The 24,136-nt window shown below is 42.9% G+C and carries 17 protein-coding genes; 11 read left to right on the top strand and 6 right to left on the bottom strand.

The window, feature by feature from the left end; translation table 11 throughout:
- The first annotated feature begins 337 nt into the window (after positions 1 to 337).
- Complete coding sequence (locus IE164_RS08710; protein WP_308440966.1) at positions 338 to 499, top strand: Lacal_2735 family protein; 162 nt, start codon at positions 338 to 340, stop codon at positions 497 to 499.
- 3 nt (positions 500 to 502) lie between these two features.
- Here IE164_RS08710 and IE164_RS08705 read toward each other — a convergent pair whose 3' ends face one another.
- On the bottom strand, positions 503 to 1,372 hold the full coding sequence (locus IE164_RS08705; RefSeq protein WP_189629822.1) for an alpha/beta fold hydrolase: 870 nt from the start codon (positions 1,370 to 1,372) through the stop codon (positions 503 to 505).
- Between the two features lie 244 nt (positions 1,373 to 1,616).
- Positions 1,617 to 3,779, bottom strand: coding sequence for a glutamine synthetase III family protein (locus IE164_RS08700; protein ID WP_189629821.1), 2,163 nt, complete (start codon positions 3,777 to 3,779; stop codon positions 1,617 to 1,619).
- Positions 3,780 to 4,009: 230 nt separating this feature from the next.
- On the opposite strand from IE164_RS08700, the gene mtaB reads away from it, so the two are divergent.
- The 4 genes from mtaB (at position 4,010) to IE164_RS08680 (ending at position 8,166) form a co-directional block, all read left to right on the top strand.
- Positions 4,010 to 5,329: a tRNA (N(6)-L-threonylcarbamoyladenosine(37)-C(2))-methylthiotransferase MtaB gene (mtaB, locus tag IE164_RS08695; protein ID WP_189629820.1), complete on the top strand. Its 1,320-nt coding sequence runs from the start codon at positions 4,010 to 4,012 to the stop codon at positions 5,327 to 5,329.
- Between the two features lie 116 nt (positions 5,330 to 5,445).
- Positions 5,446 to 5,685 carry a hypothetical protein gene (locus tag IE164_RS08690; RefSeq protein ID WP_189629819.1) on the top strand — a complete coding sequence of 80 codons (240 nt, stop codon included), beginning with the start codon at positions 5,446 to 5,448 and terminating at the stop codon, positions 5,683 to 5,685.
- Positions 5,686 to 5,786: 101 nt separating this feature from the next.
- Complete coding sequence (locus IE164_RS08685; protein ID WP_189629818.1) at positions 5,787 to 6,746, top strand: hypothetical protein; 960 nt, start codon at positions 5,787 to 5,789, stop codon at positions 6,744 to 6,746.
- A 721-nt stretch (positions 6,747 to 7,467) separates the two neighbouring features.
- Positions 7,468 to 8,166: a hypothetical protein gene (locus IE164_RS08680; protein WP_229838596.1), complete on the top strand. Its 699-nt coding sequence runs from the start codon at positions 7,468 to 7,470 to the stop codon at positions 8,164 to 8,166.
- Between the two features lie 53 nt (positions 8,167 to 8,219).
- Here the strand turns inward: IE164_RS08680 and IE164_RS08675 are convergent, their stop codons facing one another.
- Positions 8,220 to 8,537, bottom strand: a complete 318-nt coding sequence (locus tag IE164_RS08675; protein ID WP_189629816.1) for a hypothetical protein — start codon at positions 8,535 to 8,537, stop codon at positions 8,220 to 8,222.
- 883 nt (positions 8,538 to 9,420) lie between these two features.
- On the opposite strand from IE164_RS08675, the gene IE164_RS08670 reads away from it, so the two are divergent.
- The 4 genes from IE164_RS08670 (at position 9,421) to trxA (ending at position 15,053) form a co-directional block, all read left to right on the top strand.
- Entirely contained in the window at positions 9,421 to 9,669 is a 249-nt protein-coding gene (locus tag IE164_RS08670) for a transposase (protein ID WP_189630066.1), read from the top strand.
- A gap of 95 nt (positions 9,670 to 9,764) precedes the next feature.
- Positions 9,765 to 9,947: a hypothetical protein gene (locus IE164_RS08665; RefSeq protein ID WP_189629815.1), complete on the top strand. Its 183-nt coding sequence runs from the start codon at positions 9,765 to 9,767 to the stop codon at positions 9,945 to 9,947.
- A gap of 378 nt (positions 9,948 to 10,325) precedes the next feature.
- The gene (gene dnaE, locus IE164_RS08660) at positions 10,326 to 14,621 is read left to right on the top strand and encodes a DNA polymerase III subunit alpha (RefSeq protein WP_189629814.1); all 4,296 of its coding nucleotides are present in this window, start codon (positions 10,326 to 10,328) and stop codon (positions 14,619 to 14,621) included.
- Positions 14,622 to 14,717: 96 nt separating this feature from the next.
- Positions 14,718 to 15,053: a thioredoxin gene (gene trxA, locus IE164_RS08655; protein ID WP_189629813.1), complete on the top strand. Its 336-nt coding sequence runs from the start codon at positions 14,718 to 14,720 to the stop codon at positions 15,051 to 15,053.
- 177 nt (positions 15,054 to 15,230) lie between these two features.
- Here trxA and IE164_RS08650 read toward each other — a convergent pair whose 3' ends face one another.
- Both IE164_RS08650 and IE164_RS08645 read right to left on the bottom strand, forming a co-directional pair.
- A complete protein-coding gene (locus tag IE164_RS08650; RefSeq protein WP_189629812.1) occupies positions 15,231 to 17,789 on the bottom strand; it encodes a M14 family zinc carboxypeptidase in 2,559 nt (852 codons plus the stop codon).
- 56 nt (positions 17,790 to 17,845) lie between these two features.
- Positions 17,846 to 18,781, bottom strand: a complete 936-nt coding sequence (locus tag IE164_RS08645; protein ID WP_189629811.1) for a carbon-nitrogen hydrolase family protein — start codon at positions 18,779 to 18,781, stop codon at positions 17,846 to 17,848.
- Between the two features lie 356 nt (positions 18,782 to 19,137).
- On the opposite strand from IE164_RS08645, the gene IE164_RS08640 reads away from it, so the two are divergent.
- Positions 19,138 to 22,413: an amidohydrolase family protein gene (locus IE164_RS08640; protein ID WP_189629810.1), complete on the top strand. Its 3,276-nt coding sequence runs from the start codon at positions 19,138 to 19,140 to the stop codon at positions 22,411 to 22,413.
- A gap of 297 nt (positions 22,414 to 22,710) precedes the next feature.
- Entirely contained in the window at positions 22,711 to 23,214 is a 504-nt protein-coding gene (locus IE164_RS08635; protein WP_189629809.1) for a hypothetical protein, read from the top strand.
- A gap of 1 nt (position 23,215) precedes the next feature.
- Here IE164_RS08635 and IE164_RS08630 read toward each other — a convergent pair whose 3' ends face one another.
- Positions 23,216 to 24,049, bottom strand: coding sequence for a DUF3667 domain-containing protein (locus tag IE164_RS08630; RefSeq protein WP_189629808.1), 834 nt, complete (start codon positions 24,047 to 24,049; stop codon positions 23,216 to 23,218).
- Between the last annotated feature and the right edge of the window lie 87 nt (positions 24,050 to 24,136).

Raw genomic sequence — 24,136 nt, 5'->3', positions numbered from 1 at the left:
TGGCTCTTATAAGGCACTACAAAGACACAGCTTGTGGTTCACGTGGTCTATTTACATTTGTCTTATCTAAATAAACCTGAGTTCAATGTAAGTAAGTAGTAAAATATCCCCTCTTAGGACGTCATTGCGGAATTTTCCTCTGAAAACTTCACATACGCAAAGGAAAATATCCCCAATCTCATTTAGGCTCTGTTGAGATATCGGATAAAACAGCCCTTTTTGAGAGTTTAAGGCCTGTTTTTCCGGCATGACGTTCTTTTCGTACATCGAACTCAGGTTAAATAAGCACCCCTACTAAAACAATTGTATTTAAAGAGCTGTTGAGCTATAAAAAATCATGGGTTGGTTTACTAAAAAAACAGAAAAAGAGAAGCTTCACGATCGTTACAAAAAACTAATTGAAGAAGCTCACAAACTTTCACATAGCAACCGGAAAGCAAGCGACTTAAAGACTGCCGAGGCAGAAGAGGTTTTAAAGCAAATAGAAGCACTGAGTTAATCCTTACTGCCTGAACTCCCTCATCAATTCCAGTGCCTTTTGTTTTACAAGAGCATATTCATTCCAAGGTAAAAAATGGTTCTGCTTAGGTAAGAATATCACCTCTTTTTGAGCATTGATTAGCATGCTATCAGCAAAATTGGCATTCTGTGGATGTACGAGTCCATCCTCTCCTCCTTGTAACACAATAGTTTTTGCCTGAACTCCGGGCCAAAGCAGAAGCATTTGTTCAAGCTCCTCCTCAAGAAAAATAAGCTCCTCGTTCGAAACCCGTATAATTTTGGGAACCAGCGCACTTAGCAATGGCCATCGCATGGGCTTTCTGAACCAATCTTCGTTAGGCTCAAGGCGCGGATCCAAAGCCGGTGCCAGTAGCACAAGACCATCTACCCAATCGGGGTAATCCATTGCCAACCGGGCAGCAATTGGCCCTCCTAACGAATGACCTACTATAACTCTGGGAGCAGGCAACGCCTCAAGCATGGGTTGCAACAAGGCTGCTTGCTTCTCTATGGAGCCTACCGGTTTGCCAAATTCCGACTTGCCATAGCCTGGGCGGTCTACTGCCACTACAGTCACGTTCTGGTACAAAGTACTGTCAGCAAAATAATCTATGAACGCATCCCATCCGCCCGGTGAACCATGCAGAAACACAATAGTACCGTTTTTCGCTACGTCTAGTTGTTTATAATGAATGGCGTAACCATCCACATTGTAAAACACACTTCGTGGTTGAACCGGCTTGTCTCGAAAATACTTTGCTACCTCCCTATCGCTCTTGGTGAGGCTAACACAGCTGCTTACAATTTGAGTAAGAACTATAAAGCCTAATAAAAGAGTCAGGCAACCTATTTTAATCTTCTTTTTGGTCATTCCACGCATTCATTATAAATATAACTATTTGTAAATGAGCATGTTTATTATCACCCTGCAATTGACCAGCAAACGACATTTCTGCTTAGTCTAAGAAGAAAGGATGCCCACAACAATTTATGCCTGCTATTAATCTCCCCATAGTTTTACCTGTGGTCTGATGAAACCGCATACAACTACCAACAAATGAAAAGGCCCGTTCTCTAATGAAAACAGGCCTTCTATAGTGGTTTCAAAAAGGAAATTACCTTAAGAATAACATTTCTCTGTACTTCAACAATGGCCAGTCTTCATCGTCAATCAAACCTTCCAAACGATCCACAGCATCTCTGATCACATCAAAATAAGCTGCTTTAATTTGATCGCAGTAAGCAATGGCTCTTTCTCTGGTATCTTCTATAGAGTTAATCTCTCCCCTCACATCGTTCATGGCTGTTACATTCTTCTGAATAGTAACAATCTGAGCGTTTACCTTTTCGAGAATCGATTTGATATGGCTATTATCTAACCCAAACTCTCCCAAACCACGAGCATTCTGAATTAGTTTATTCTGGTAGTTAATTGCGGCAGGAATTACCTGAGCCATAGACATTTCAGAAATCAGGCGTGCCTCAATTTGAATCTTGAGAATATAATTCTCTAGCTGAATTTCGTTTCGCGCTTCTAGCTCTAGTGGCGACATTACACCAAACTCCTCAAAAATATGCTTAGAGGTTTTAGATACATAAGCATCCAACGCTCTTGGAGTATCTTTCACATTAGGTAAACCTCTTCTTTCGGCTTCATCGGCCCACTCTTGAGAGTAACCATCTCCTTCGAAGCGAACGGCCTTCGAGTCTTTTATGTATTCTCTAAGCACGTTGACGATAGCAATCTTTTTGTCTTCGCCTTTTTTAATCCTTTCGCTAACTACCTTATAGAATTCTTTCAGTTGCTTAGCCATAATGAGGTTAAGCACTGTCATTGGCTCAGCCACGTTCTGGTTAGAACCAACTGCTCTGAATTCAAACTTGTTACCTGTAAAGGCAAAGGGAGACGTTCTGTTTCTATCGGTGTTGTCGAGAATGATCTCAGGAATTTTATCAATTCCCAACTTCATGTACATATTTTCACCCTTGTCAATCTTAATGTTACCATTGTTCTCAAGTTCATCGAGAACGGCATTAAGATCGGACCCCAGGAAAACCGACATAATAGCCGGAGGGGCTTCATTAGCACCCAAGCGATGATCGTTTCCGGCAGAAGCAATACTGGCCCTCAACAAAGGCGCATACTCATGAATGGCCTTAACGGTGTTAACCAGGAACGTAAGAAATTGAAGGTTTTCTCTGGCACTGCTGCTTGGCTGGAATACGTTCACCCCATTGGATGCGATAAGCGACCAGTTATTGTGTTTTCCGCTACCGTTTAGACCTGCAAATGGTTTTTCGTGGAACAGAATGGACAAGTCGTGCCTTTCGGCCACTCGATTCATCACATCCATCATAAGTGAGTTATGATCTGTGGCCACGTTAATATCTTCAAATATTGGTGCCACCTCAAATTGAGAAGGTGCCACCTCATTATGACGGGTAGAAACAGGTATACCTAGTTTAAGGCACTCTATTTCAAAGTCTTTCATAAAGTTGTATACTCTACTTGGTATGGCACCAAAGTAGTGATCGTCCAACTGTTGCCCACGTGCAGGATGGCGGCCAAACACGGTTCTTCCGGCCATTACCAAGTCAGGACGAGCATTGAACAAGGCCTTATCTACTACAAAATACTCCTGCTCACAGCCTAGTGAAGCACTGACTCTATTCACATTTCGATCGAAAAGCTGACATACCTTAGTGGCCGCCTTATCTACTGCCTCAACAGCTTTTAGCAACGGTGCCTTATAGTCCAGGGCCTCACCGGTGTACGACACAAAAATGGTTGGAATACAAAGTGTACGTCCCCAAATGAAAATTGGTGAACTTGGATCCCATGCCGTATAACCTCTGGCTTCGAAAGTAGATCGTATACCACCATTAGGAAATGAGGATGCATCGGGTTCCTGCTGAATCAACTCGCTACCTTTAAACACCTCAATGCCCTTGTGCGCATCGAAAAACGAATCGTGCTTTTCGGCTGTTGCACCTGTAAGCGGCTGAAACCAGTGAGTATAATGAGTGGTTCCTTTAGAAATTGCCCAGGTTTTTACAGCAGAAGCTACCTCATTGGCAGTTTCTACGTCAATTTTCTTCCCTTTTTTAATGGCACTTTCTACTTTTTTGAAAGTATCTGGAGCAAGAGTGGCTTTCATCTTGTCCATTGTGAACACTTCTTCTGCGAAGAAGTCAGAAATTTTGTCAGAAGGAGCAAAAACTCTGTCTGTAGTTCTTTGCTGCACGATGTTTAGGGCACGTTGGCGCTGATTCGACATTTTTGTTGACTTTTGTGATCTAAATTCGTCCCGAAATTAACACAATTACGTAAACCTCTTTCGTTTCAGCTTATTTTTTTATCCGTTTTCAAAAGAAAAACGTTTGCACTAAGAGATTTGGGTTAAAAATCACACCTAATACTATCGATTTCTGAAAAAGTGAAGCTAATAGGGTTCCATCAACTATCTTTCTTCAATAATCCTTACCTTTGCAGTCTTTCCACCCGTCAATGAAGAAGGTTGCATTTTATACATTAGGCTGTAAACTAAATTTCTCCGAAACATCTACTATTTCCAGACAATTTGAGGAAAGAGGGTTTGCCAAGGTGGAGTTTTCTGACACCCCCGATGTCTTTATCATTAATACTTGCAGCGTTACAGAAAATGCTGATAAGAAGTGTAAGAAGATTGTTAAAGAGGCTCAAAAAATCAACCCTGACGGGTTTGTGGCTATCATTGGGTGCTATGCCCAACTAAAACCCAAAGAAATTGCCAATATTGAGGGAGTAGACGCTGTTTTGGGAGCGGCTGAAAAGTTCAGACTTCTGGACCTCCTTCCTACTTTCAAAAAATCTCCGCAGGCTAGAGTATTGGCCTCTGAGATCAAAGAAGCAACAACTTTTAACAATGCCTATTCTATAAACGACCGAACCAGAACCTTCTTAAAGGTTCAGGATGGTTGCAACTATCACTGCGCATTCTGTACTATACCACTTGCCCGAGGCAAAAGCCGCAGCGACAGCATAGAGAACATCATTAAATCGGCAAAGGAAATAGCCGCCACCGATACTAAGGAAATAGTGCTTACCGGGGTAAACATAGGTGACTTTGGAATTCAGGACGGAAAACGAACTGAGCGATTTGTGGACCTTGTAAAAGCAATCGATGAGGTAGAGGGCATTGACAGAATTCGGATATCATCTATTGAACCCAACCTCCTAACCAATGAAATCATAGAATATACGCTTAATTCAAAGCGCTTCGTACCGCACTTCCACATTCCGCTACAGTCAGGTAGCAATAAAATTTTGCGGAAAATGAGAAGGCGCTACCTGAGAGAGCTGTACGAAGACCGGGTTTCAAAAATTAAGAGCCTTATACCCGATTCGTGCATTGGAGTAGACGTTATTGTTGGTTTCCCTGGCGAAACAGAAGCCGACTTTCTGGAAACTTACAACTTTCTGAACGAACTGGACATTTCGTATTTGCATGTATTTACCTATTCGGAAAGAGCCAATACGGCTGCACCTGAAATGGAAGGAACTGTACCAATGAAGGAAAGACAGAAACGCTCTAAAATGTTGCGTATTCTATCCGAAAAGAAGAAACGACAGTTTTACGAAAGCCAGCTGGGAACTACACGCACCGTTCTCTTTGAAGACGATGTTGAAGATGGCATGATGCACGGTTTTACTGAAAACTATGTGAGGGTGGCCGCAAAATATGATCCACTGCTAATCAACGAACTAAAAACGGTGCAATTGAAGCGAATTAATGAGAATGGAGTGGTGGAAGTTGAAGAACCTGAAATGGTTTTTGAGACTCATTAGGCTCCGTTAATTATCTTCTCAAACCCGTTTGTCCTTATACTATAGATAATAGTGTTATTATACCCGTAAAACACACTATGTCTAGCGCAGGCCACATATTGGATTCTATCAAAAGAATGAAAGCCAACAGAGCGCTAACCGCGCGTAGAGATGCTTTCAACATAAAAGAGGCCAACACTTTTAAACCCAAGGCTGAATCAGAATTCAAGAAGTATAGATTTAGAAAAGCCAGCCCTGAATATCTAAAAGGATTAAAAGTGCAATTATCAGCTGAGCGAAAAAGAGAGCTTATCAAACAAACTATAATTCTATTACTCTCTGTGGCTATTGGTCTAATAATCTTTTACAGTATGTAAAAATCAATTTCATGTATTTGTAATTGGTTTTTCTGTATATAAGTTATACATTCATAGCGTCTTATAAACGGCCTATCTCTTAAGACCCACTACCCCAACCAATGTATTTAATTCATTCAATCCGTGCTTTTGTGCACAGGGTTCACCCTACAAATAGGCGAAAGCGCATATTCTATATATGCCTCTTTTTATGCCTCCCCACATTTATTACGCTCGGCTCCTGGCTGGAAATTACCTTCGTGGGCAAAAACGTGAGTTTTCAAGTACCTGCCGAAATAACCTTCGCCCTGGATCTGAGTGGGGTAAACTCCGAGAACATCTACATTAAAAAATCTAAAGACGATCTGAACGGAGTACGAGTAAGTAAATCGCAAAAAGAATTTAAGGCCACCTATGCTTTTCCGGGATACTACAAAGCACAGTTAATAGCAGACAATGAGCTGTTAAAAGTAAATGACGTCTTCGTTAAGTCCTTTGGTTGGGTAGCTACCTTAAACAAGTCGGGAACCATTGAATACCTGAATAAAAGCGATATTAAGTGCGATGCCATGATAGGTTTATCGGCTGATAAGCTAAAAGAAATAGAGTCCCAAATCACTGCCCCTACCCTAACCTTTCACTATTTCGACCAGATAAACCCCGTTTCGGGTCTAGACTTTACGCTGGAAACTCGTTTGAGAAGCACCTTTAACTCTTATGGTGCTCCTTGTAAAAGAATCAAGCTAGAAATTGTCGGCACCAATTCCACCTTCCTTATTCCCCTCTCAATTAGCGCCTGTTCGGTTGAAGGTCCTATACTTATTGCCGGTCAGGAGTTCTATCCTACTCAGATAGACTTAAGGAGCCTTCAGACCGACTATAGCCAATGGCAAAAGGTTAAGATGGAGGTAAATGGAGGCTTGGCTAAGTTTTACATAGCAGACAAGCACAAGCTAACGCTTCCGGTTCGTGCCAGTATTGGACAAATTGTAGGCTTCAGGTACCATTTTGAAGGTGCAGGCGAAGTTGACTTTGTAAAGCTAACGGACACCAGAGAAGTTATTTATGCGGCTCCTTTTTAAGAAATTTTGCCTGAATAGAGATCCGAAAGAGGAAATAGCCTATCAAAATCTACCCAGATAATATTTCCATTTTCGATACGAAAAGAATTGAACAGATATTCATCTATGAATTTCTTAATATCAGGCTTTGATGAAGAATAGACAACCCCCTTAAAGTCAACCCGATAATTTTATCCATTGGAAAAAGAAATTAATAACTGAAACGGTCTGACTGCAATCGCATTCTCAACTTTAAGCTGAGTTCTATGTAAGGAAGTAGTAAAATACCCCCTATTAGGACGTCATTGCGGAATTTTCCTCTGAAAACTTCACATAGACAAAGGAAAATATCCTCAATCTCATTTAGGCTCTGTTGAGATACCGGATAAAACAGCGCTTTTTGAGAGCTTAAGGCCTGTTTTTCCGGCATGACGCTCTTTTTGTACATCGAACTCAGGTTAATTTACGATATATACAAGAGCCCTGCGACACAGCTCTAGCCGGACGACAGAAACGTATACACACATTTCAAATAATGGAATAGATCAAGTGATATCACCGCTCGATATATTAAACCTACAAGATGATGTTATCGACTTATAGCAGCTGTATTTGGTGGCTATAAGTCATAAATCTTATATTATAGAAAAATAAAAGTCATACTTATGACTGATACATAACGTTGGCAGCAATAGTTGCTCAAAATGAAATTCCTTGAAATTAGCATTATTATGTATGGTTTATGAGTCTATTCAAACACCCAACATTGTTCATCACTCATGCTAAATCAGAGCTTGAAGCAAGAAAGACCGCTATTAGAATTCGACATCCAGAATGGGATGAAAAAGGAATATCCACAAAAGCTGAATATGATTACTACTTTGCCCTTTGGAAAGAAAGACTAAAGCAAAATATCCCATATCTTATTTTAGCAAGCATCGGTACTCTAAGTCTATTTAAGGAGTTCTTCTGGATGGAACCGACACTTGCCGGACTTTTATCCAACTGGAATTCACTTGCTGAAAACATTTTTAAAATTATTACCCTACGAATTTTCGATTGGCCTTCGTGGACAGTCAATTATCTCTGCATTGGAATCGGTATGGCCGGCATATTAGTTAATATGATTAATGACATGCAAATAGTTACCAAAACATCAGTGTTTGATGAACCAATGACTCATTTATCCCTACAGATAGGTTGCTTCAAAAGGTTTATATGGATTTTATATGTACCACTACTTTCTCCTCTCTGGCCATTCATGATAGTGGTACCGCTCTTAACCATGTTCTCAAGCTCATTACAACGTGAATGGGGAGTTTCGAAAATCGGATTGGTCAATATTCAGCTGAAACGGGTAGCTATGGTTTTAGAACCTTTCGTCATCCCTTTGATTGTTTGGGGCGTTTCAGGCCTATTCTATTGGATGAATGAGTATTAGGTGTCTGAAAAAATGAAAAAAGAGGACTGCCAACACACAGCCCTCTCACAATTTTAAGATTCCTGCCCAATCCGTTCAAAGCCTTCCCACAAGATTTTCAAATCAAAAAGAGCAGACTCTTCATCTTCGTTGAAGGATACATCTGAATGATAGAGAGCTAAATCATGAATCAACTTCAATGATTCAGACAACTGTTCTAAACCGTGAAATTTCAGATAATCCAGAAATTCTAATTGAGATTTTGATACGTTTCGGGTATCAATCGCTGTGCTTGCCGAATTACCATTCAGGCAGACACCTTGACCATTTGAAGTTCGCGTAATACAATGGATTGAATGAATAAAAAGAGGAGAGGTCACTGCGAACTTCATCAAAGTGGTGCTTTGAATAGGTCTCTGGACTTACACCCGTATGTCTCTCCAAGACTTTCTGTTTAAACCGTATTTGTGGTATTTGCACCAAAATAATCTGATAAAGTTCGCAAGACAAGTAACGACTTATAAGGAAATGAAGAAAAAGCCGATAACAAGAGCTATACGTAATGCGGGTTGCAGTGGTACAGGCAAGGCAGGTGGTTCTTGTCCCGCCAAAGCCGCGCTTTGACGTTTAATGAGTAAATTAAAACCCAAAGACACAGCTTTGGCTATCATCTGTGCAACTCGAAAGGTTTATGCCTTGAAATCCCGCACAACGCATAGACAAACCGTTGTGTGTAATGAGGATGAAGTTAATTGAACTTGAAATACCAATGAATATTGATCCCGGTGGAACTATGCCAGAGATCAACGCGGACGAACATAATCTGAAAGTCTCTTTCTATTTATTGGACTCTGAGATAAAGGAACATTAAATTTCAATTCTGTCCTTCAATTTACTTTTGGATATCCAAATGAAGAGGCCATTTAGGGACACAGATATGCGGAATACGGCCTAACTCCTTTCAAATTTGTGGAAGTGAGTGAATCAGAAATTATTGAAAAAATTAAGTCGGCTAATAGAGTTCACCCATACCATAAAGATTAACTCTTTGCTGAATATCAACATTTTGTATTTCCTTTTCATGACACAACATTAGAAGTTGTAGCAAAATCTTTCGATTTCGAATAATTAACTATGAACTTCGATTTCGAATTTTTCATTCCGACAATGCCGGATGAAGCCTTACCAGTTAGGTAGCCTTACTTAAAAATCGGACAGTTTAAAAAAGAACAAATTAGTACCGTTAAACTGTCAAAATGAAAAAAGTTAAAATTTATAGAGAGCCAGATCATCAAGGCTCTAAAAGAGAATGAACAAGGTCGAAAGACCGAGGACATTTGCCGAGGAATGGGTATTCACAAGGGTACATTTTACAATTGGAGAAAGAAGTATTCAGGTATGGATGCCATCCAATCGAAGCGATTAAAAGAGCTTGAAGACGAGAACGCGCGACTGAAAAAGATGTACGCTGAGTTGAGCCTGGATAACGTGATGCTTAAAGACGTGCTATCAAAAAAGTGGTAAGCCCTGCTGTCAAGCGGCAAATGTGTGAGCATCTGATCCAGACCTACCAACAGAGCATAAGAAGGGTCTGTATGGTGTTGTGTTTCGCTCGATCCATGTGGTACTATAAGAGTACGCGTGATGATCGTCCGGTTATCGATAAGCTCACAGAACTAGCTGAACAACTGCCTACCCGTGGGTTTGATACCTACTACGGCAGGATCCGTCAGCAGGGCTATGAGTGGAGCCGCAGCAAGGTATTACGAGTCTACAGGCTCATGAATCTGAAGATGAGATAGGAAGCATAAGAAACGCCTTCCTAATCGCTTTAAGGAGCCTTTAAACGTTCCGAGCATGCCAAACCACACATGGAGCATGGACTTCATGGGTGATGCACTCTCAGATGGCCGTAAGATCAGGGCGCTGAATGTCGCCAATGATTACAATCGTGAAGCATTAACCATTTTCTGACATGAACACGAATAGGGTAGTGTTCATTCGAATAAAAGAAAAACGCGATTCCAAGGTATTCGAATATTTCAGGCATGTGTTCATTTTTTTGAAGAAAATTAGAAATCCAGTCAAGTTGGCAGTACTTATCAGAACTGTAAAAATGTTTTTTCCTTACTTTAGATCTTTAGTTTCAGTGTATAAACAACCCATCGAACTAAGTCTCTATGTATCTGATATTTGATACCGAAACCACCGGTTTACCTCAAAACTATAACGCTCCTCTCACTGATTTTGAGAACTGGCCACGACTGGTTCAGATTGCCTGGCAATTGCACGACATGCGTGGAAATCTGATCAGGAATAGAAACCTGATTATTAAACCCGATGGCTTTACCATACCCTACAACTCCGTTCAGATACACGGCATAACCACCGAAAGAGCACTGGAAGAAGGGCTGGACATTAAAGAAGTGCTGGCCATGTTCGAGGAAGACATTAAAGAAGCCAGCTTCGGTATAGGACACAACATAGAGTTCGACTATAACATAGTAGGTTCTGAATTTCTGAGAGCCGGTTTAACTAATGCCCTGGAGCCTCTGGAGCCTCTGGACACCAAACTAGTCTCTACCGATTTTTGTGCAATTCCCGGAGGTCGTGGTGGCCAATACAAGTGGCCTACCCTTACCGAACTGCATCAGAAGCTCTTTGGCAAAGGGTTTGACGATGCTCACGATGCTGCATACGATGTGGATGCTACTGCCCGCTGCTTCTTTGGCTTGCTCAAAGAGGGAGTAGTGCCTCCTGCACAGGGAATTAAACTACATGAAATTATCTACGAAGCTCCTCAGCTAGACGAAGCCAACTTTGCCAAAAAAGAAGAACTGGAAAGTCTTGATTCCGGGCGGCTCAAAGTAGATAAAGAAGGCCTGAATGAACTTAAAGAGGTCCCCTTTTCTCACCTCCATGTGCACTCACAGTTCTCTATTCTCCAGGCCGTATCAGACATTCACAGCCTGGTCAATGCAGTAAAGGAAATGGGCATGCCAGCCGTGGCCCTTACCGATCATGGCAATATGATGGGAGCCTTTCAATTTGTTAGTGCCGCATTGGCCGCAGAAATTAAACCCATAGTTGGTTGCGAGTTCAACATCTGTGCCGACCGTTCCAACAAAAGCGTTCAGGACAATGGCTTTCAAACCGTTGTACTGGCTAAAAACCGAAATGGCTACCACAATCTGGTAAAACTATCTTCTATAGCTTTTACTGAAGGTTTCTATTATGTTCCAAGGATTGACAAAAACGATTTACTCCAATACAAAGACGACCTCATTGTTCTCACCGGTGGACTTTGGGGTGAAGTACCGTACAAAATCCTGAATGTGGGTGAGACTCAAGCCGAAGAGGCTTTTGTATGGTGGAAAGATCATTTTGGAGAAGATTTTTATGCCGAGATAAATCGCCACGGTATTCCTGAAGAAGATCACGTAAACCAAATTCTTCTGGAGCTATGTGCAAAGCATCAGGTGAAATATGTCGCTGCCAATAATACTTACTATACCGTAAAAGACCAGGCTTCTGCCCACGATGTCTTGCTCTGTGTAAAAGATGCTGAGTCTGTAAACAAACCCAAAAAATACATTGGCAAACGCGGTAGAGAATTCAGGTATGGCTTCCCGAACGATGAGTTCTACATAAAGTCTCCCGAGGAGATGAAGAAGCTCTTTTCGGATATACCCGAAGCCATAGCCAATACCAATGAGATTGTAGAAAAGGTTGAAGCTTATGAACTCGCCCGAGACGTGCTTCTTCCCAAATTTGAAATCCCGGCAGAATTTCAACATGAAGAGGATGCCGTAGACGGAGGAAAGCGCGGTGAAAATGCTTACCTAAGACACCTCACCTATGAAGGTGCAAAAAAACGCTATGGAGAAATTACCGAGGAAATCAAGGAGCGTCTCGACTTCGAACTAGCCACCATCGAAAGAACGGGATATCCGGGTTACTTCCTTATTGTTCAAGACTTTACCAATAAAGCCAAAGAACTGGGCGTTTCTGTTGGCCCCGGGCGGGGTTCGGCTGCAGGTTCGGCCGTAGCCTATTGTATTGGCATTACCAACGTAGACCCTATAAAGTATGACCTCCTTTTTGAGCGTTTTCTAAACCCCGACAGGGTTTCACTGCCCGATATTGACATTGACTTTGACGATGAAGGACGCCAACGCGTAATAGATTACGTTATAGACAAGTATGGTAAAAACCAGGTAGCCCAAATAATTACTTATGGTACCATGGCTGCCAAATCTTCCATTAGAGATACAGCCAGAGTTTTGGAACTTCCGCTGCCTGATGCCGACCGCATTGCCAAACTCGTACCCGATATAAAACTTCAGAAACTGTTTAGCCTTAGCGAGCGAGAACTCAAAGAAAAGCTAAGGTCGGAGCAAATTCTGTTGGCTCAGGAACTTAAAAAAGTAGCTCAAGGCAATAATCTGGAGGCCAAAACGGTCAATCAGGCTTTAGTTATTGAAGGTTCTGTAAGAAACACCGGTATTCATGCCTGCGGAGTAATCATTACACCAGACGACATCACCAAGTTTGCCCCGGTGGCAACGGCCAAAGACTCTGACATGTGGTGTACCCAGTTCGACAACTCCGTGGTAGAAAGTGCCGGGCTGCTAAAAATGGACTTTTTGGGGCTTAAAACCCTAACCCTGATCAAAGACGCTGTTAAAAACGTAAAAGAAAGGCATGGCGTAGATTTGGTGCCTGACGAATTTCCGTTAGATGACAAAAAAACGTATGAACTCTTTCAGCGAGGAGAAACAGTAGGCATATTCCAGTACGAATCGGCCGGAATGCAAAAGTATATGAAGGAACTCAAACCTACCGAGTTTGCAGACCTCATAGCCATGAACGCACTCTACAGACCCGGCCCGTTGGAGTACATCCCCTCATTTATCCGTAGAAAGCATGGCGATGAACCCATAACTTATGATCTGCCAGATATGGAAGAATACCTGGCAGAAACCTATGGTATTACAGTTTACCAAGAGCAGGTTATGTTGCTTTCGCAAAAACTTGCAGGATTTACCAAAGGTGAGGCCGATGTTTTACGAAAGGCCATGGGTAAAAAACAAAGAGCGGTTCTTGACAAAATGAAGCCCAAGTTTGTAGAACAAGCCAAAGCCAAGGGTCATCCGGAAGATAAGCTGGAGAAAATATGGAGAGACTGGGAAGCTTTTGCCTCCTATGCCTTCAACAAATCGCACTCCACCTGTTATGCCTATGTGGCTTTTCAAACAGCTTATTTAAAGGCTCATTACCCTGCTGAATACATGGCCTCAGTACTCAGCAACAACATGAACGACATCAAGCAGGTAACCTTCTTCATGGAAGAGTGCCAGCGCATGGGAGTGCCCGTACTTGGGCCAGATGTCAATGAATCGAATTACAAATTCACTGTAAATGCTAAGGGTGAAATTCGTTTTGGAATGGGTGCCATTAAGGGAGTTGGTGAGGCCGCCATTGAGTCGATTGTTCAGGAGCGCAAAGAAAATGGCCCTTACAAAAGCATTTTCGACTTTGCCGAACGAGTAAACCTGCGCGCTGTTAATAAAAAGAACTTTGAAGCCTTGGCCCAGGCCGGAGGCTTTGACTGTTTTGAAGAATACCACAGACGACAGTATCTGGAAGCTCCTGATGGTGAGCAATCGCTAATAGAAAAGGTAATACGCTACGCCAACGCCATGCAGGCCGAAAAAAACGCGGCCCAAGTGTCGCTCTTTGGAGGCGAAAGTGCAGTAGCCACTCCTCTACCCCGGGTTCCGGAAATTGAGCCTTTCTCCCAAATGCAAAAACTCAAACTGGAGAAGGAAGTAATAGGCTTCTATGTATCAGGGCACCCACTAGATCAGTTCGAAATTGAGCTCGATTCGTTTTGTAAACCCATTTCTGACATTAATAAATACCCCAATCAGGACATTGCCATCGGTGGCATTGTAAACTCTGTGAGAAATGGCCAGACCAAGAATGGGAAACCCTTTGGAGTGGTGAGTATAGAAGACTATAATGGTTCTACGGAGCTGTTTCTTATGGGCGAAAAATACATTAGCAATGCTCCCTATTTACGTCCCGGAGAGTTTCTATACATACGCGGAAGGGTTGAACTCAATTGGCGCAAGAAAAAGGAAATTCAGGAAAACCCGGCCATTAACCCTACTCCTGACGATTGGGAGCTTCAAACACAGAGTATCTCACTACTCAGTGAGTTGAGGGAAAAAAACACCAAGGGTGTTTATGTGAAATTAAATGCCCGACTGGTTGATCAGGAGCTTATTGAAACCATTATGGAACTCACCAGGCAAAATGAGGGCGATCGGATGCTTAAGGTTGAGCTCATAGACAAAGAGGAAAATATAAGCGTTGAGCTAATCTCCAGAAAGGTTAAAATCGATGCGAATCAAACGCTCATAAAAGCCTTAAAAACACATTGCGAAGGAGCTAGCCTCATCACAGTATAAGGCCGGTTAATTATTTTCGGGTTTGCGTTAGGAACTTTTTATTTACTTTTGATGTAAAATCCGTGTATCAACAGCAAATAATAAAACGAATCATAAATGGGAAAAGCAGTAGAACTTAACGAGTCGAACTTCGAAGAAGTAGTTTTAAAATCGGACAAGCCGGTTTTAGTTGATTTTTGGGCAGAATGGTGTGGTCCATGCCGAATGGTGGGACCAGTAGTAGAGGAAATTGCAGGAGAGTATGCCGATAAAGCTGTTGTAGCTAAACTCGATGTAGATGCTAACCAGGAACTTTCTATCAAATACGGAATTAGATCTATTCCCGCTCTTTTATTCTTTAAAAACGGCCAGGTAGTTGACAACGTGATTGGAGCCGTTCCAAAAAGCGTATTGACCGGTAAATTAGAAGCCCAAATAGGCACTGAAGTATAAACTTACCGATACCGGATTTAATACAGAGTTTAAATAAACTAAATATAAAGAGGCTGTCTCAAAAGCTCTAAAACTCGTCATTCTGAACTTGTCTACCGAAAGGCAGCAAGTTTCGGGTAACGCTCGCCAAGCTTATGAGACAGCCTCTTTTTGCATTATCAGTAATAAACTGTTTTGCTAAGGCCTACTTACTAAATTGCCAAGAAATATGGCGTTGAGGAACAGTTTATTTGTGCCATACCACATTCCCCTAAAATTGGGATTATCTACAAAAAGAATAACATTACCTCTGCCTATACCATTCACCAGAAGAGAAGCTGTTCCTCCTAGTTTTTCAAGATTAGTTTTATGCACATAGCCACTTAAGAGAGGGTTTTCTGTATACCTCACCACGGTGCTAAAGGGGTTGGCACTTGGAGCCATGAAAATACTATGGTTTCTATATACCGGGAGCTCTCTGCTGGTGTATCCGAAAGCTAAAGGATGGGTAATATCTACATCGGCCATATACATTGAACCGCCAATAGCATTTGAACCTCTAAAATCTCTGGCAGTGGCATAATCCATTCGTTCGGGTGTTTCTCTCTTTGGGCCTTCTGCAAATTTTTCGTTTACCAAACCGGAGGCCACTGCCCAACTGGTGGCACTTCTCAACGTAATGAGCGTGCCCCCTTCTCTTACCCATTGCTTTATCCGGTTTATAGTGTTTTCACCCAGCGAAGAGTAGTTGCCTGAAACCAGTACCAACGTGTTGTATTGGCTCCAATCAATACGTCCAACATTATCTGTCCATACCTTTGTAATGGGTAAGCCCACCTTGGAGTCCAACAAATGCCACACCTCTCCGGCTTCATAACTACTTGTTCCCGGCCCAATGAGCATAAGAACCTGGGGCTTTTGAATAGTTTCGAAACTTCCACTGCCTAAATCAATACCGGATGCACTGTAACCGGAAGATACCGCATAGGCCTTAACGCCCGCAATTTCAGTGGCCTCCTCTATGTAGGCGTGCACCAGATTGCTATTGGCTTCCTGTCTTGCTACAGGAATCATGAGTGTACCGTATCCAAACTCGCGCACACCTTCGTGCGTTTCAATGCTGAACGGTTTAAAGGCAGAGTTCACATATAGTCCTTTGTCTAAAAGGTAGTTTAGCGCCTTAGGAGCATAATATTCGTTCCACTCTATGAGGTATGCATATTCCGCCCTGGGCACACTGGCATATTCTCCCTGCAAATCGCTTCGTTTTAAAACCGCTCCCCTCAGTTCATTTCTTCCATTATACTGTTCATAAGGCATATTGTACGCCAAGGCGGCTGTCCAAGCCGAAGCATCGTAAAAAATGCTATCGTAAAAAGTAGTTACCTTTTCAAACATGGTCCTTACCATTCTATACTGCCCTTGAGCATTGGGTACATAATATGCCTTCCCCTTCTTGAATGTTTTATCACCTAGCGAAATATCTTCGTTCAAGGCAATGGTTTTGATTTTATGCCTCAACAAAAGATCTACAAAAGCCTGGTTTCGTCCGTCATCATAAGGGTCTCCAAAAACCCAGCCTCCACCGGCTTGTTCTCCCTCTTTTTGAGCAGAGTCAAAGTAGTTTTCCATATGAGCCAAAAGCGTAGCTTTTTCTGCCACGGAAGCACGAACCGTAGCCAAACTTGAGGTAAGGTGATTTTTAATAGTAAAAGCAAAAGCCACTTTACCCATGCGTGAGTCTTGCAAGTGCCCTCGAGAACTGGCTTGTTCAAAAACCAAACCGAGAGCGCCATGTATATCGGGGTAAGTAGACCCATAACCAGGGTAGCTATTATCGTACTGCTCTTTGGTGAAATACAAAGAGCCTATCTCGTCAAGAGCCTCATGAAAATACCCAGCAAAAAGGTTGTTCAGCCCGTCATAATTATCTCTAGGTACTACAGGGTTTTCCGAACCGAAAGGTTTTGTTGGCTCAAAGAAGTAAGTAGAGTTGGTGCCCATTTCATGAAAGTCGGTTACCACATTGGGGTACCATTTATGATAAAAATCTATGCGTGCCTGACTCTCTACATGAGCTAAAGGAAGCCAGTCTCTATTTAAGTCGTACCAGTAGTGGTTGGTGCGGCCTCCGGGCCAAGCTTCATTATGTTCAGCATCTACAGGATCAGAAACCAGGGGGTTGCCCTGATAGGCATTGGCCCAGGTGCTATGCCTGTCTCTGCCATCAGGGTTAAAAGCCGGGTCAATTAAGAGAACAGCTTCGTCCAGAGCTTGCCGTACCTCGGCATGCAATCCGGCCACATAGTAATAGGCCGTAAGCAAGGCGGCCTCTGAGCTACTCGGCTCATTGCCATGTACGTTGTAACCCAACATTACAATAGATTTCTGATCCGAAAAATCAGTAATGGTTTTGGTAGGATCTACCAGTTCAAGGTGCTTTCTTCTAATATTTTCTAAATTATTGAGGTTGGCAGAACTGCTCACTGTAAGTACCACGAGCTGCCTATGCTCATAGGTCTCACCTATGGTATCCAATCGAGCCCGGGGCGATCTTCTGGCCAGTTCACGCAGGTAGCCTACAATGGCATCGTGCCTTGTGTGCAAAGTACCAATAGGATATCCAAGGTACTCTTCAGGAGTCGGAATACTCTTGTCGAACCTGGCATTTGGGGGAAAGAAATAATCACTTTGGGCCTTGGCCGAAAAGCCTAAACCAAAAAGTAAAACAACAATAAAGAAACCTCTGTATTTCATAGCATTTGGTTGTGAATAGGTAAGAATGGTGAGAACTAACCGAAAACAGTCGTTTATCACTCGTCAACTTTGATTGTTTCGGGTTGATTTCTGACGCTTAAGTTAAACAAATCGGGTCGATGATAATGGCCAATTGGGTCAAAGTCTAGTTTTGCTTCTGTAACTCGGCCTAAATTAATTTCAGCGGTTAGTATTCCTTCTTTGTCCCATAGTGGCCCGGCTATCAATTCACCTAAAGGCCCCACAATCACCGAACCTCCCCGGCATAAACTATCGGGTTGTTTTTTCATTTCATCAGTAGCCTGTAAGTCTTCAGGGTAATTGCTTTTGATCACATATTGATTGCCCGCTAAAACATAACACCGGCCTTCCAACGCAATGTGCCGCATGGTATGTTGCCAACTGTCTCGAGCATCGGCCGTAGGAGCCAAGTAAAGCTGAACTCCTTTTTGATACATGGCCATTCGAGCCAAAGGCATATAGTTTTCCCAACATATTAAGCCACCTATTTTGCCCAGCGGAGTGTCTAAGGTCGTCAGTGTAGAGCCATCGTCCTCACCCCATATTACACGTTCCTGCCCGGTAGGCTTAATTTTACGGTGTTTACCCAAGAATTTTCCGGCAGGCGAAAAATAGAACATGCTACAATAGAGAGTTCCCGAAGTAGTGTCTTTTTCATTTACCCCAATTGCCAGATAAGCCTGAGCTTCTTTGGCAATTCTAGCCAATCGCTGACAAGCCGGGTCACCTTCCGCAACGGAGGAGTTCCAGTATCTTTGCCAAAGCTCTCGGCCTTCAGGTGTTCTACTCCCCACTACAGTGCCAAAACTCAAACCTCTTGGATAGGCCGAAACAAATGCTTCAGGAAACAAAATTAAACGTGCCCCTTGCCTGGCACAGTTATTCGCCCATTCTGCCACCTTGTGTAATGTGGCCTCCAAATCGAAAATGACAGGAGACGCCTGAACTATAGCCACCTTATACGCCTTCATGGAGGTCAAATTATCGAATATTGATCTGTTTTTGATCAAAAGCCGAGAAAATGAAAAGCAAAACAGATTTACTTATTCAGATCACATGAAAGTAGACAGACGACTTGAGCCGCAGGCTTTGCCTTCAGAACGCCTTATCAGTTCTATTGGTGAAAGCATAAATGGTAGAAAAATATCGACACATACACCAAGCGACTGAAGTAAGTAGCCCTAAGCCAAAGAACCCTTTGCAAAAGAGGCTCTCCACTATTCAGAAGTTGTGCCGCACTCTCTGGCTATTGTTCTACCTCTTATAAAAACTAATTGGTGGCTTTAATGCATTAGCGGTACTTTCCTGATTCAACAAGTCTTTAACTATGAGAATATTTCGTAACCTGACCTTATCGCTACTGGTTTTGGGACTATCCATCGCAGTCTATGCCCAAGATACCGAAGGTGATACTACTCAAACCGAAAAGAAGAAAAAAAACAAGAACCTGCCTCTCGAGCCCGGCAGAAGCTTTGAATTTGACCTGAATGAAGGCTCATGGATGGCCCTTGACGTGAGCCCTGATGGCCAAACTATTGTGTTCGATTTTCTGGGAGACTTATATACCTTACCCATAGCCGGTGGTACAGCGAGCCAGTTGACCAGCGGCATGCAGTTTGACACTCAGCCGCGTTTCAGCCCCGATGGCAAGAAAATTATTTATATCTCAGATGAGTCAGGTGGAGAAAATGTATGGACCATTGAACTCGATTCAAAAAATAAGCAACAAATCACCAAAGGCAACCATAATAGCTATCAGTCTCCTGAATGGACACCGGACGGCAAATACATGATTGCCTCAAAACAATCGAGAGGTGCACACAAAATTTGGCTATATCATGTCGATGGAGGGTCGGGTACTGCCTTGGTAGACGAACCCAATAGCCTCCGTATGATTGAAGGCGCTTTTAGTGCTGACCCTCGCTATGTGTGGTTCTCGCAGCGCCAGGGCACTTCGACCTACAACGCTCCCATGCCGCAGTATCAGATTGGACGATATGACCGGAAAACCGGAGAGATGATTACTGAAACTTCTCGATACGGATCGGCTTTTAGACCAACTCCCAGTGCCGATGGCCAGTGGTTGGTTTATGCCACAAGACATGATGACCAGACAGGCCTCATTCTTCGCAAAATTGCAACAGGAGAAGAAGAATGGCTGGCCTACCCCATTCAGCACGATGATCAGGAATCGCGAGCCACTGGCGATGTCTTGCCGGGGTTTTCCTGGACGCCAGACCAACAACACATTGTGATTTCGTATGGTGGAAAAATCTGGAAAATCAACATACTGAATAAAACAGCCCGTGAAATCCCTTTCAGAGTTCAATCTAGTATTGACATTGGCCCGCTGGTTGAATTCGACTACCCCATCTCTGATGAGCCGGAGTTTACGGTAACACAAATACGCGACATAGCTCCATCACCCGATGGCAAAACGTTGGCCTTCACAGCACTGAATGAGGTTTATTTAATGGATTTACCAAATGGAACTCCCAGAAAGCTCGTTGAATTGAATGAAACTCAAGCGGAGCCGGCCTGGTCTCCCAATGGTGAATGGATTGCTTTTGTTACCTGGCAACCGGATGGGGGCAAAATCTACAAAGTGAGGCCCAATGGTAGAAATCTCACTCAACTCAATAAAGAAGATGGAGTGTTTCAGAACCCGGTTTGGAACAATGACGGAACCCGCATTGTAGCTATAAAAGGACAATCGGAAGATTTTAGAAATGCCTTGCAACGCACAGCCTTTAGAGGCACGAGCGACCTAATATGGGTAGATGCCAACGGTTCGGCCAATAACTTTATTGCTTATACCAATGGTCGGGAAAATCCCCACTTCGTTAAAAACTCCAACCGTATATATTTATCGGGCTTTAGAGGGCTATCGTCCATTCGCTGGGATGGTACCGATGAACAGTTCCATGTGCGCATAACGGGAAAATCGCCTGCCGGTGGCGGTGGCGGAGCCAGAGCATCGTGGATTAAAATGGCTCCTGAAGGAGATCAGGCCCTGGCCGCTGTGGTAAACGACTTGTTTGTAGTTACTGTACCGCAAGTTGGCAGCGAAGCTCCTACTATTTCGGTGGCTAACCCCAAAAATGCTGCTTTCCCGGCAAAACAGTTGACCGATATTGGAGGTCAGTTTCCGGCCTGGTCGTGGGATGCTCAAAAAGTACATTGGGCTATTGGAAATGCGCATGTAACCTGGGATTTCGAGGCTGAAACGGCTTTTAATGAATCGGCAAGCAGCACCAAAGGAGAAGAGCAAGAAGATAAGAAAGAAGCTGCCAAAGAGTATGAACCCACGGAGCATCGGGTAATAGTCAAGGCCCAAAGAGACATTCCTGAGGGCTCATTATTACTCAGAAATGCCCGTGTTATTACCATGAATGGTGACCAAGTTCTTGAAAACACTGATATTCTAATTGAGAACAATCGCATTAAGCAAGTCGGTAAAAACATTCAAGCCAACCGAAAAACAAAAGTGATGGACATGTCCGGCAAAACAATTGTTCCGGGCTTTGTAGACACTCATTCTCATTTCAGACACCCGGTCAACATTCACAGAGGTGAGTTCTGGCCCTATCTGGCCAACTTATCATTTGGAGTAACCACCACCAGAGACCCTCAAACGGCCACCACCGATGTTCTCACTTATGGCGATTTAGTGGTTGCGGGTAAGCTCATTGGGCCTAGAATCTATTCAACGGGCCCGGGAATTTTCAGCAGCGAGAATGTTAGCAGTCTTGAGCATGCCAGAAAGGTAATGAAACGCTACAGTGCCTATTACGACACTAAAACCATCAAAATGTATGGCACCGGTAACCGACAACAACGTCAGTGGATTATTCAGGCTGCCAGAGAACAAAATATAATGCCTACCACGGAAGGTGGACTTAATTTTAGGAATAATCTTACCCAGATGATAGACGGGTATCCGGGACAGGAGCATTCGCTGCCCGTATTTCCGTTGTACAAGGATGTAGTTGGTTTAGTGGCCTTTACCAAATCGGCCTATACCCCTACCTTATTGGTTGCTTATGGTGGCCCTTGGGCAGAAAACTACTTCTATGCTCTGGAGAGACCGCATGACGACCTCAAGCTAAACCGCTTTATGCCACACCACAACCTGGATAGCCGATCGAGAAGAAGGAACGCAGGTTGGTTTATGGAAGAGGAGCATGTTTTTGAAGAGCAATCGGCTGTGGCCAATGCTATTGTTCAGGAAGGCGGACGCGTGGGCATAGGTTCTCACGGTCAGCTACAGGGCTTGGGCTATCATTGGGAATTATGGTCTGTTCAGTCAGGAGGCATGCCTGAGTTAGACGCTTTAAGAGCAGCAACTATACTTGGGGCTGAAGCCATAGGCTTGGACAATGATTTGGGTAGTATTGAGGTAGGCAAGCTGGCCGATCTTGTGATTCTAAACAGCAATCCATTGGATGATATCAGAAACTCCAAAGACATTGGTTATGTGATGATTAATGGGCGCCTCTACGAAGATGACACGCTTAACCAGGTTTACCCTCTAAACAAGCCACTTCCAAAACTTTGGTGGCAGGATTTTGCTCCTACGGGAGTTCCCGGAATCAGAAAATAACAGATTTCGACCAATAGTTTGGTCAAAATACCGATTATAGAATAATACGAATGTGATTGTCTCTAATTCAGTACTTTAAAAGACAATTACATTTTTTTTAGAGACATCCTCTCTTTCTTTCAACACCACAATCGAACTAATCACAGTATAGAATAAGCAAGCCGCGAGGCTTTGGAATGTTGCTTTGGTCCTTGTTGTCCTCTGCCTTAGGGTAGCACTCTATCGGCTCTGTCAATAAGGTGTATTCTACTTATTATTTTTTTTGGTTAGATTTAACTACCTCAAAACCTGTGAATTATGTTTAATCAGACTGTTAAACAATTCACACACATAGTACTGGCAAGCCAGGTAATTATTTTTTGTGCACTCTATTACTATTCGTTCGAAGGCACACCTAAACTCAAAAAGTTATTGCCTAAAGAGGTAAGGCATTTTGAGTTTGAGAAATCGCGAACCGATGTTCTATCGGCTAATCCGAAACTCGTGCTTTTAAAAGAAGAGAGTTTCCGTTGGGTTTACGGGCTGGAGCTTCAAAACTCTAAGATCAGCACAGTAGTTCTCTATTTTGGTAAAAGTTCAAATGAGCCTCTTTATGAAATAATAGTAAACTACAAAGACGCTGCCGACATGGAGATTGACGCAAATTCCCTTCTGGGCAAACCTAACTACAAAGGCAATGAGTGGAAGTTTTATGGTAAAGCCTCTGCTCCCTTGCATGCCTGGGTTTATAGAAACAAAATTGTCTATGCCATGCCCCTGCCCGGCACTGAATGGTATGAGAATGGTAAGAGTACTTTGTAGCCTATAGAGCTATAACGGTAGCCCCAAACAGTAAAAGACGATATAGGGTAACTACCGGATAAAAAGACACCATAATGATTAAAACTTTAGTCAGAAAAAGGTAAGTCTTGGCGCCTCTCCATGGCCTTAATTCAAAGGCCAGATAAACCGCTGAAGTGATCAAAGCAAGTAAGGAATATTGGAGGTCTGACCTTAGTAAATCGAGATCTGTCCATATTTCCAACTGCCTGTTAATGCCGGGCAATAGTAGCAACATAATAAGTAGATAAAAGGACAAAAACTGCAAAGCCAGATTGAATCCATCCGTTAAATAAAGCCCTTGTTGCTTTAAACACAAAAAAATTATAACCCCTAGCATAAGTGCCAGCGCAATAATTATGAGCTTACTTATTTCTGAAGTTTTGGCGTTATAGGCTTTTTCAAACTCCTCAATGCTTAATGATTCGTTTGCCGCATGATTATGTACAACTGTCCTAGCCCACGCACTGTAAGGCATGGCCGTAACTTGGTTGTTCAGAGTTGTTTGAAATGTGTCATAGGTGGGCAACAAAAAATACATTAGGTTGACTATCAGGAAAATATTAAGTGGCTTGATATACTTCACCCGAGCCCCTCTGGCGTAGTCGCTGGCATATTTACCGGGTTTAAACAACAGTAGCTTCATTGACCTAATGAGCCTTCCTTCTAACTGCCAAACATTCGAAAGCAAATCCTTTACCCAAACCCCTAAGGCCTTGTCGCTCTGTACAAGTACTTTTTCTCCGCACACATGGCAATATTTACCCATCAGCGGTTGCCCGCAAGATTGACAGCTTGCCGTGCTAACTTCTTTCATTGGATTTTTAGGAATGTATAAAACCGAGCTTAAAAGGTTTAATATAAACCCTTGCCTGCTTTATTCCAACCAATGGTTTCAGGTGCT

It is taken from the genome of Roseivirga thermotolerans, from assembly GCF_014653175.1.
In the GTDB taxonomy this organism is placed as follows: domain Bacteria; phylum Bacteroidota; class Bacteroidia; order Cytophagales; family Cyclobacteriaceae; genus Roseivirga; species Roseivirga thermotolerans.
The sequence above is the reverse complement of the archived record's forward strand: the minus strand, read 5'-3'. Positions and strand labels throughout refer to the sequence as shown.

Bases quoted from the DNA above. Each gene is read 5' to 3' on its own strand.
- IE164_RS08710 (WP_308440966.1), top strand. From the start codon at position 338: ATGGGTTGGTTTACTAAAAAAACAGAAAAAGAGAAGCTTCACGATCGT.
- IE164_RS08705 (WP_189629822.1), bottom strand. From the start codon at position 1,372: ATGACCAAAAAGAAGATTAAAATAGGTTGCCTGACTCTTTTATTAGGC.
- IE164_RS08700 (WP_189629821.1), bottom strand. From the start codon at position 3,779: ATGTCGAATCAGCGCCAACGTGCCCTAAACATCGTGCAGCAAAGAACT.
- mtaB (WP_189629820.1), top strand. From the start codon at position 4,010: ATGAAGAAGGTTGCATTTTATACATTAGGCTGTAAACTAAATTTCTCC.
- IE164_RS08690 (WP_189629819.1), top strand. From the start codon at position 5,446: ATGAAAGCCAACAGAGCGCTAACCGCGCGTAGAGATGCTTTCAACATA.
- IE164_RS08685 (WP_189629818.1), top strand. From the start codon at position 5,787: ATGTATTTAATTCATTCAATCCGTGCTTTTGTGCACAGGGTTCACCCT.
- IE164_RS08680 (WP_229838596.1), top strand. From the start codon at position 7,468: ATGAGTCTATTCAAACACCCAACATTGTTCATCACTCATGCTAAATCA.
- IE164_RS08675 (WP_189629816.1), bottom strand. From the start codon at position 8,537: ATGAAGTTCGCAGTGACCTCTCCTCTTTTTATTCATTCAATCCATTGT.
- IE164_RS08665 (WP_189629815.1), top strand. From the start codon at position 9,765: ATGTGGTACTATAAGAGTACGCGTGATGATCGTCCGGTTATCGATAAG.
- dnaE (WP_189629814.1), top strand. From the start codon at position 10,326: ATGTATCTGATATTTGATACCGAAACCACCGGTTTACCTCAAAACTAT.
- trxA (WP_189629813.1), top strand. From the start codon at position 14,718: ATGGGAAAAGCAGTAGAACTTAACGAGTCGAACTTCGAAGAAGTAGTT.
- IE164_RS08650 (WP_189629812.1), bottom strand. From the start codon at position 17,789: ATGAAATACAGAGGTTTCTTTATTGTTGTTTTACTTTTTGGTTTAGGC.
- IE164_RS08645 (WP_189629811.1), bottom strand. From the start codon at position 18,781: ATGAAGGCGTATAAGGTGGCTATAGTTCAGGCGTCTCCTGTCATTTTC.
- IE164_RS08640 (WP_189629810.1), top strand. From the start codon at position 19,138: ATGAGAATATTTCGTAACCTGACCTTATCGCTACTGGTTTTGGGACTA.
- IE164_RS08635 (WP_189629809.1), top strand. From the start codon at position 22,711: ATGTTTAATCAGACTGTTAAACAATTCACACACATAGTACTGGCAAGC.
- IE164_RS08630 (WP_189629808.1), bottom strand. From the start codon at position 24,049: ATGAAAGAAGTTAGCACGGCAAGCTGTCAATCTTGCGGGCAACCGCTG.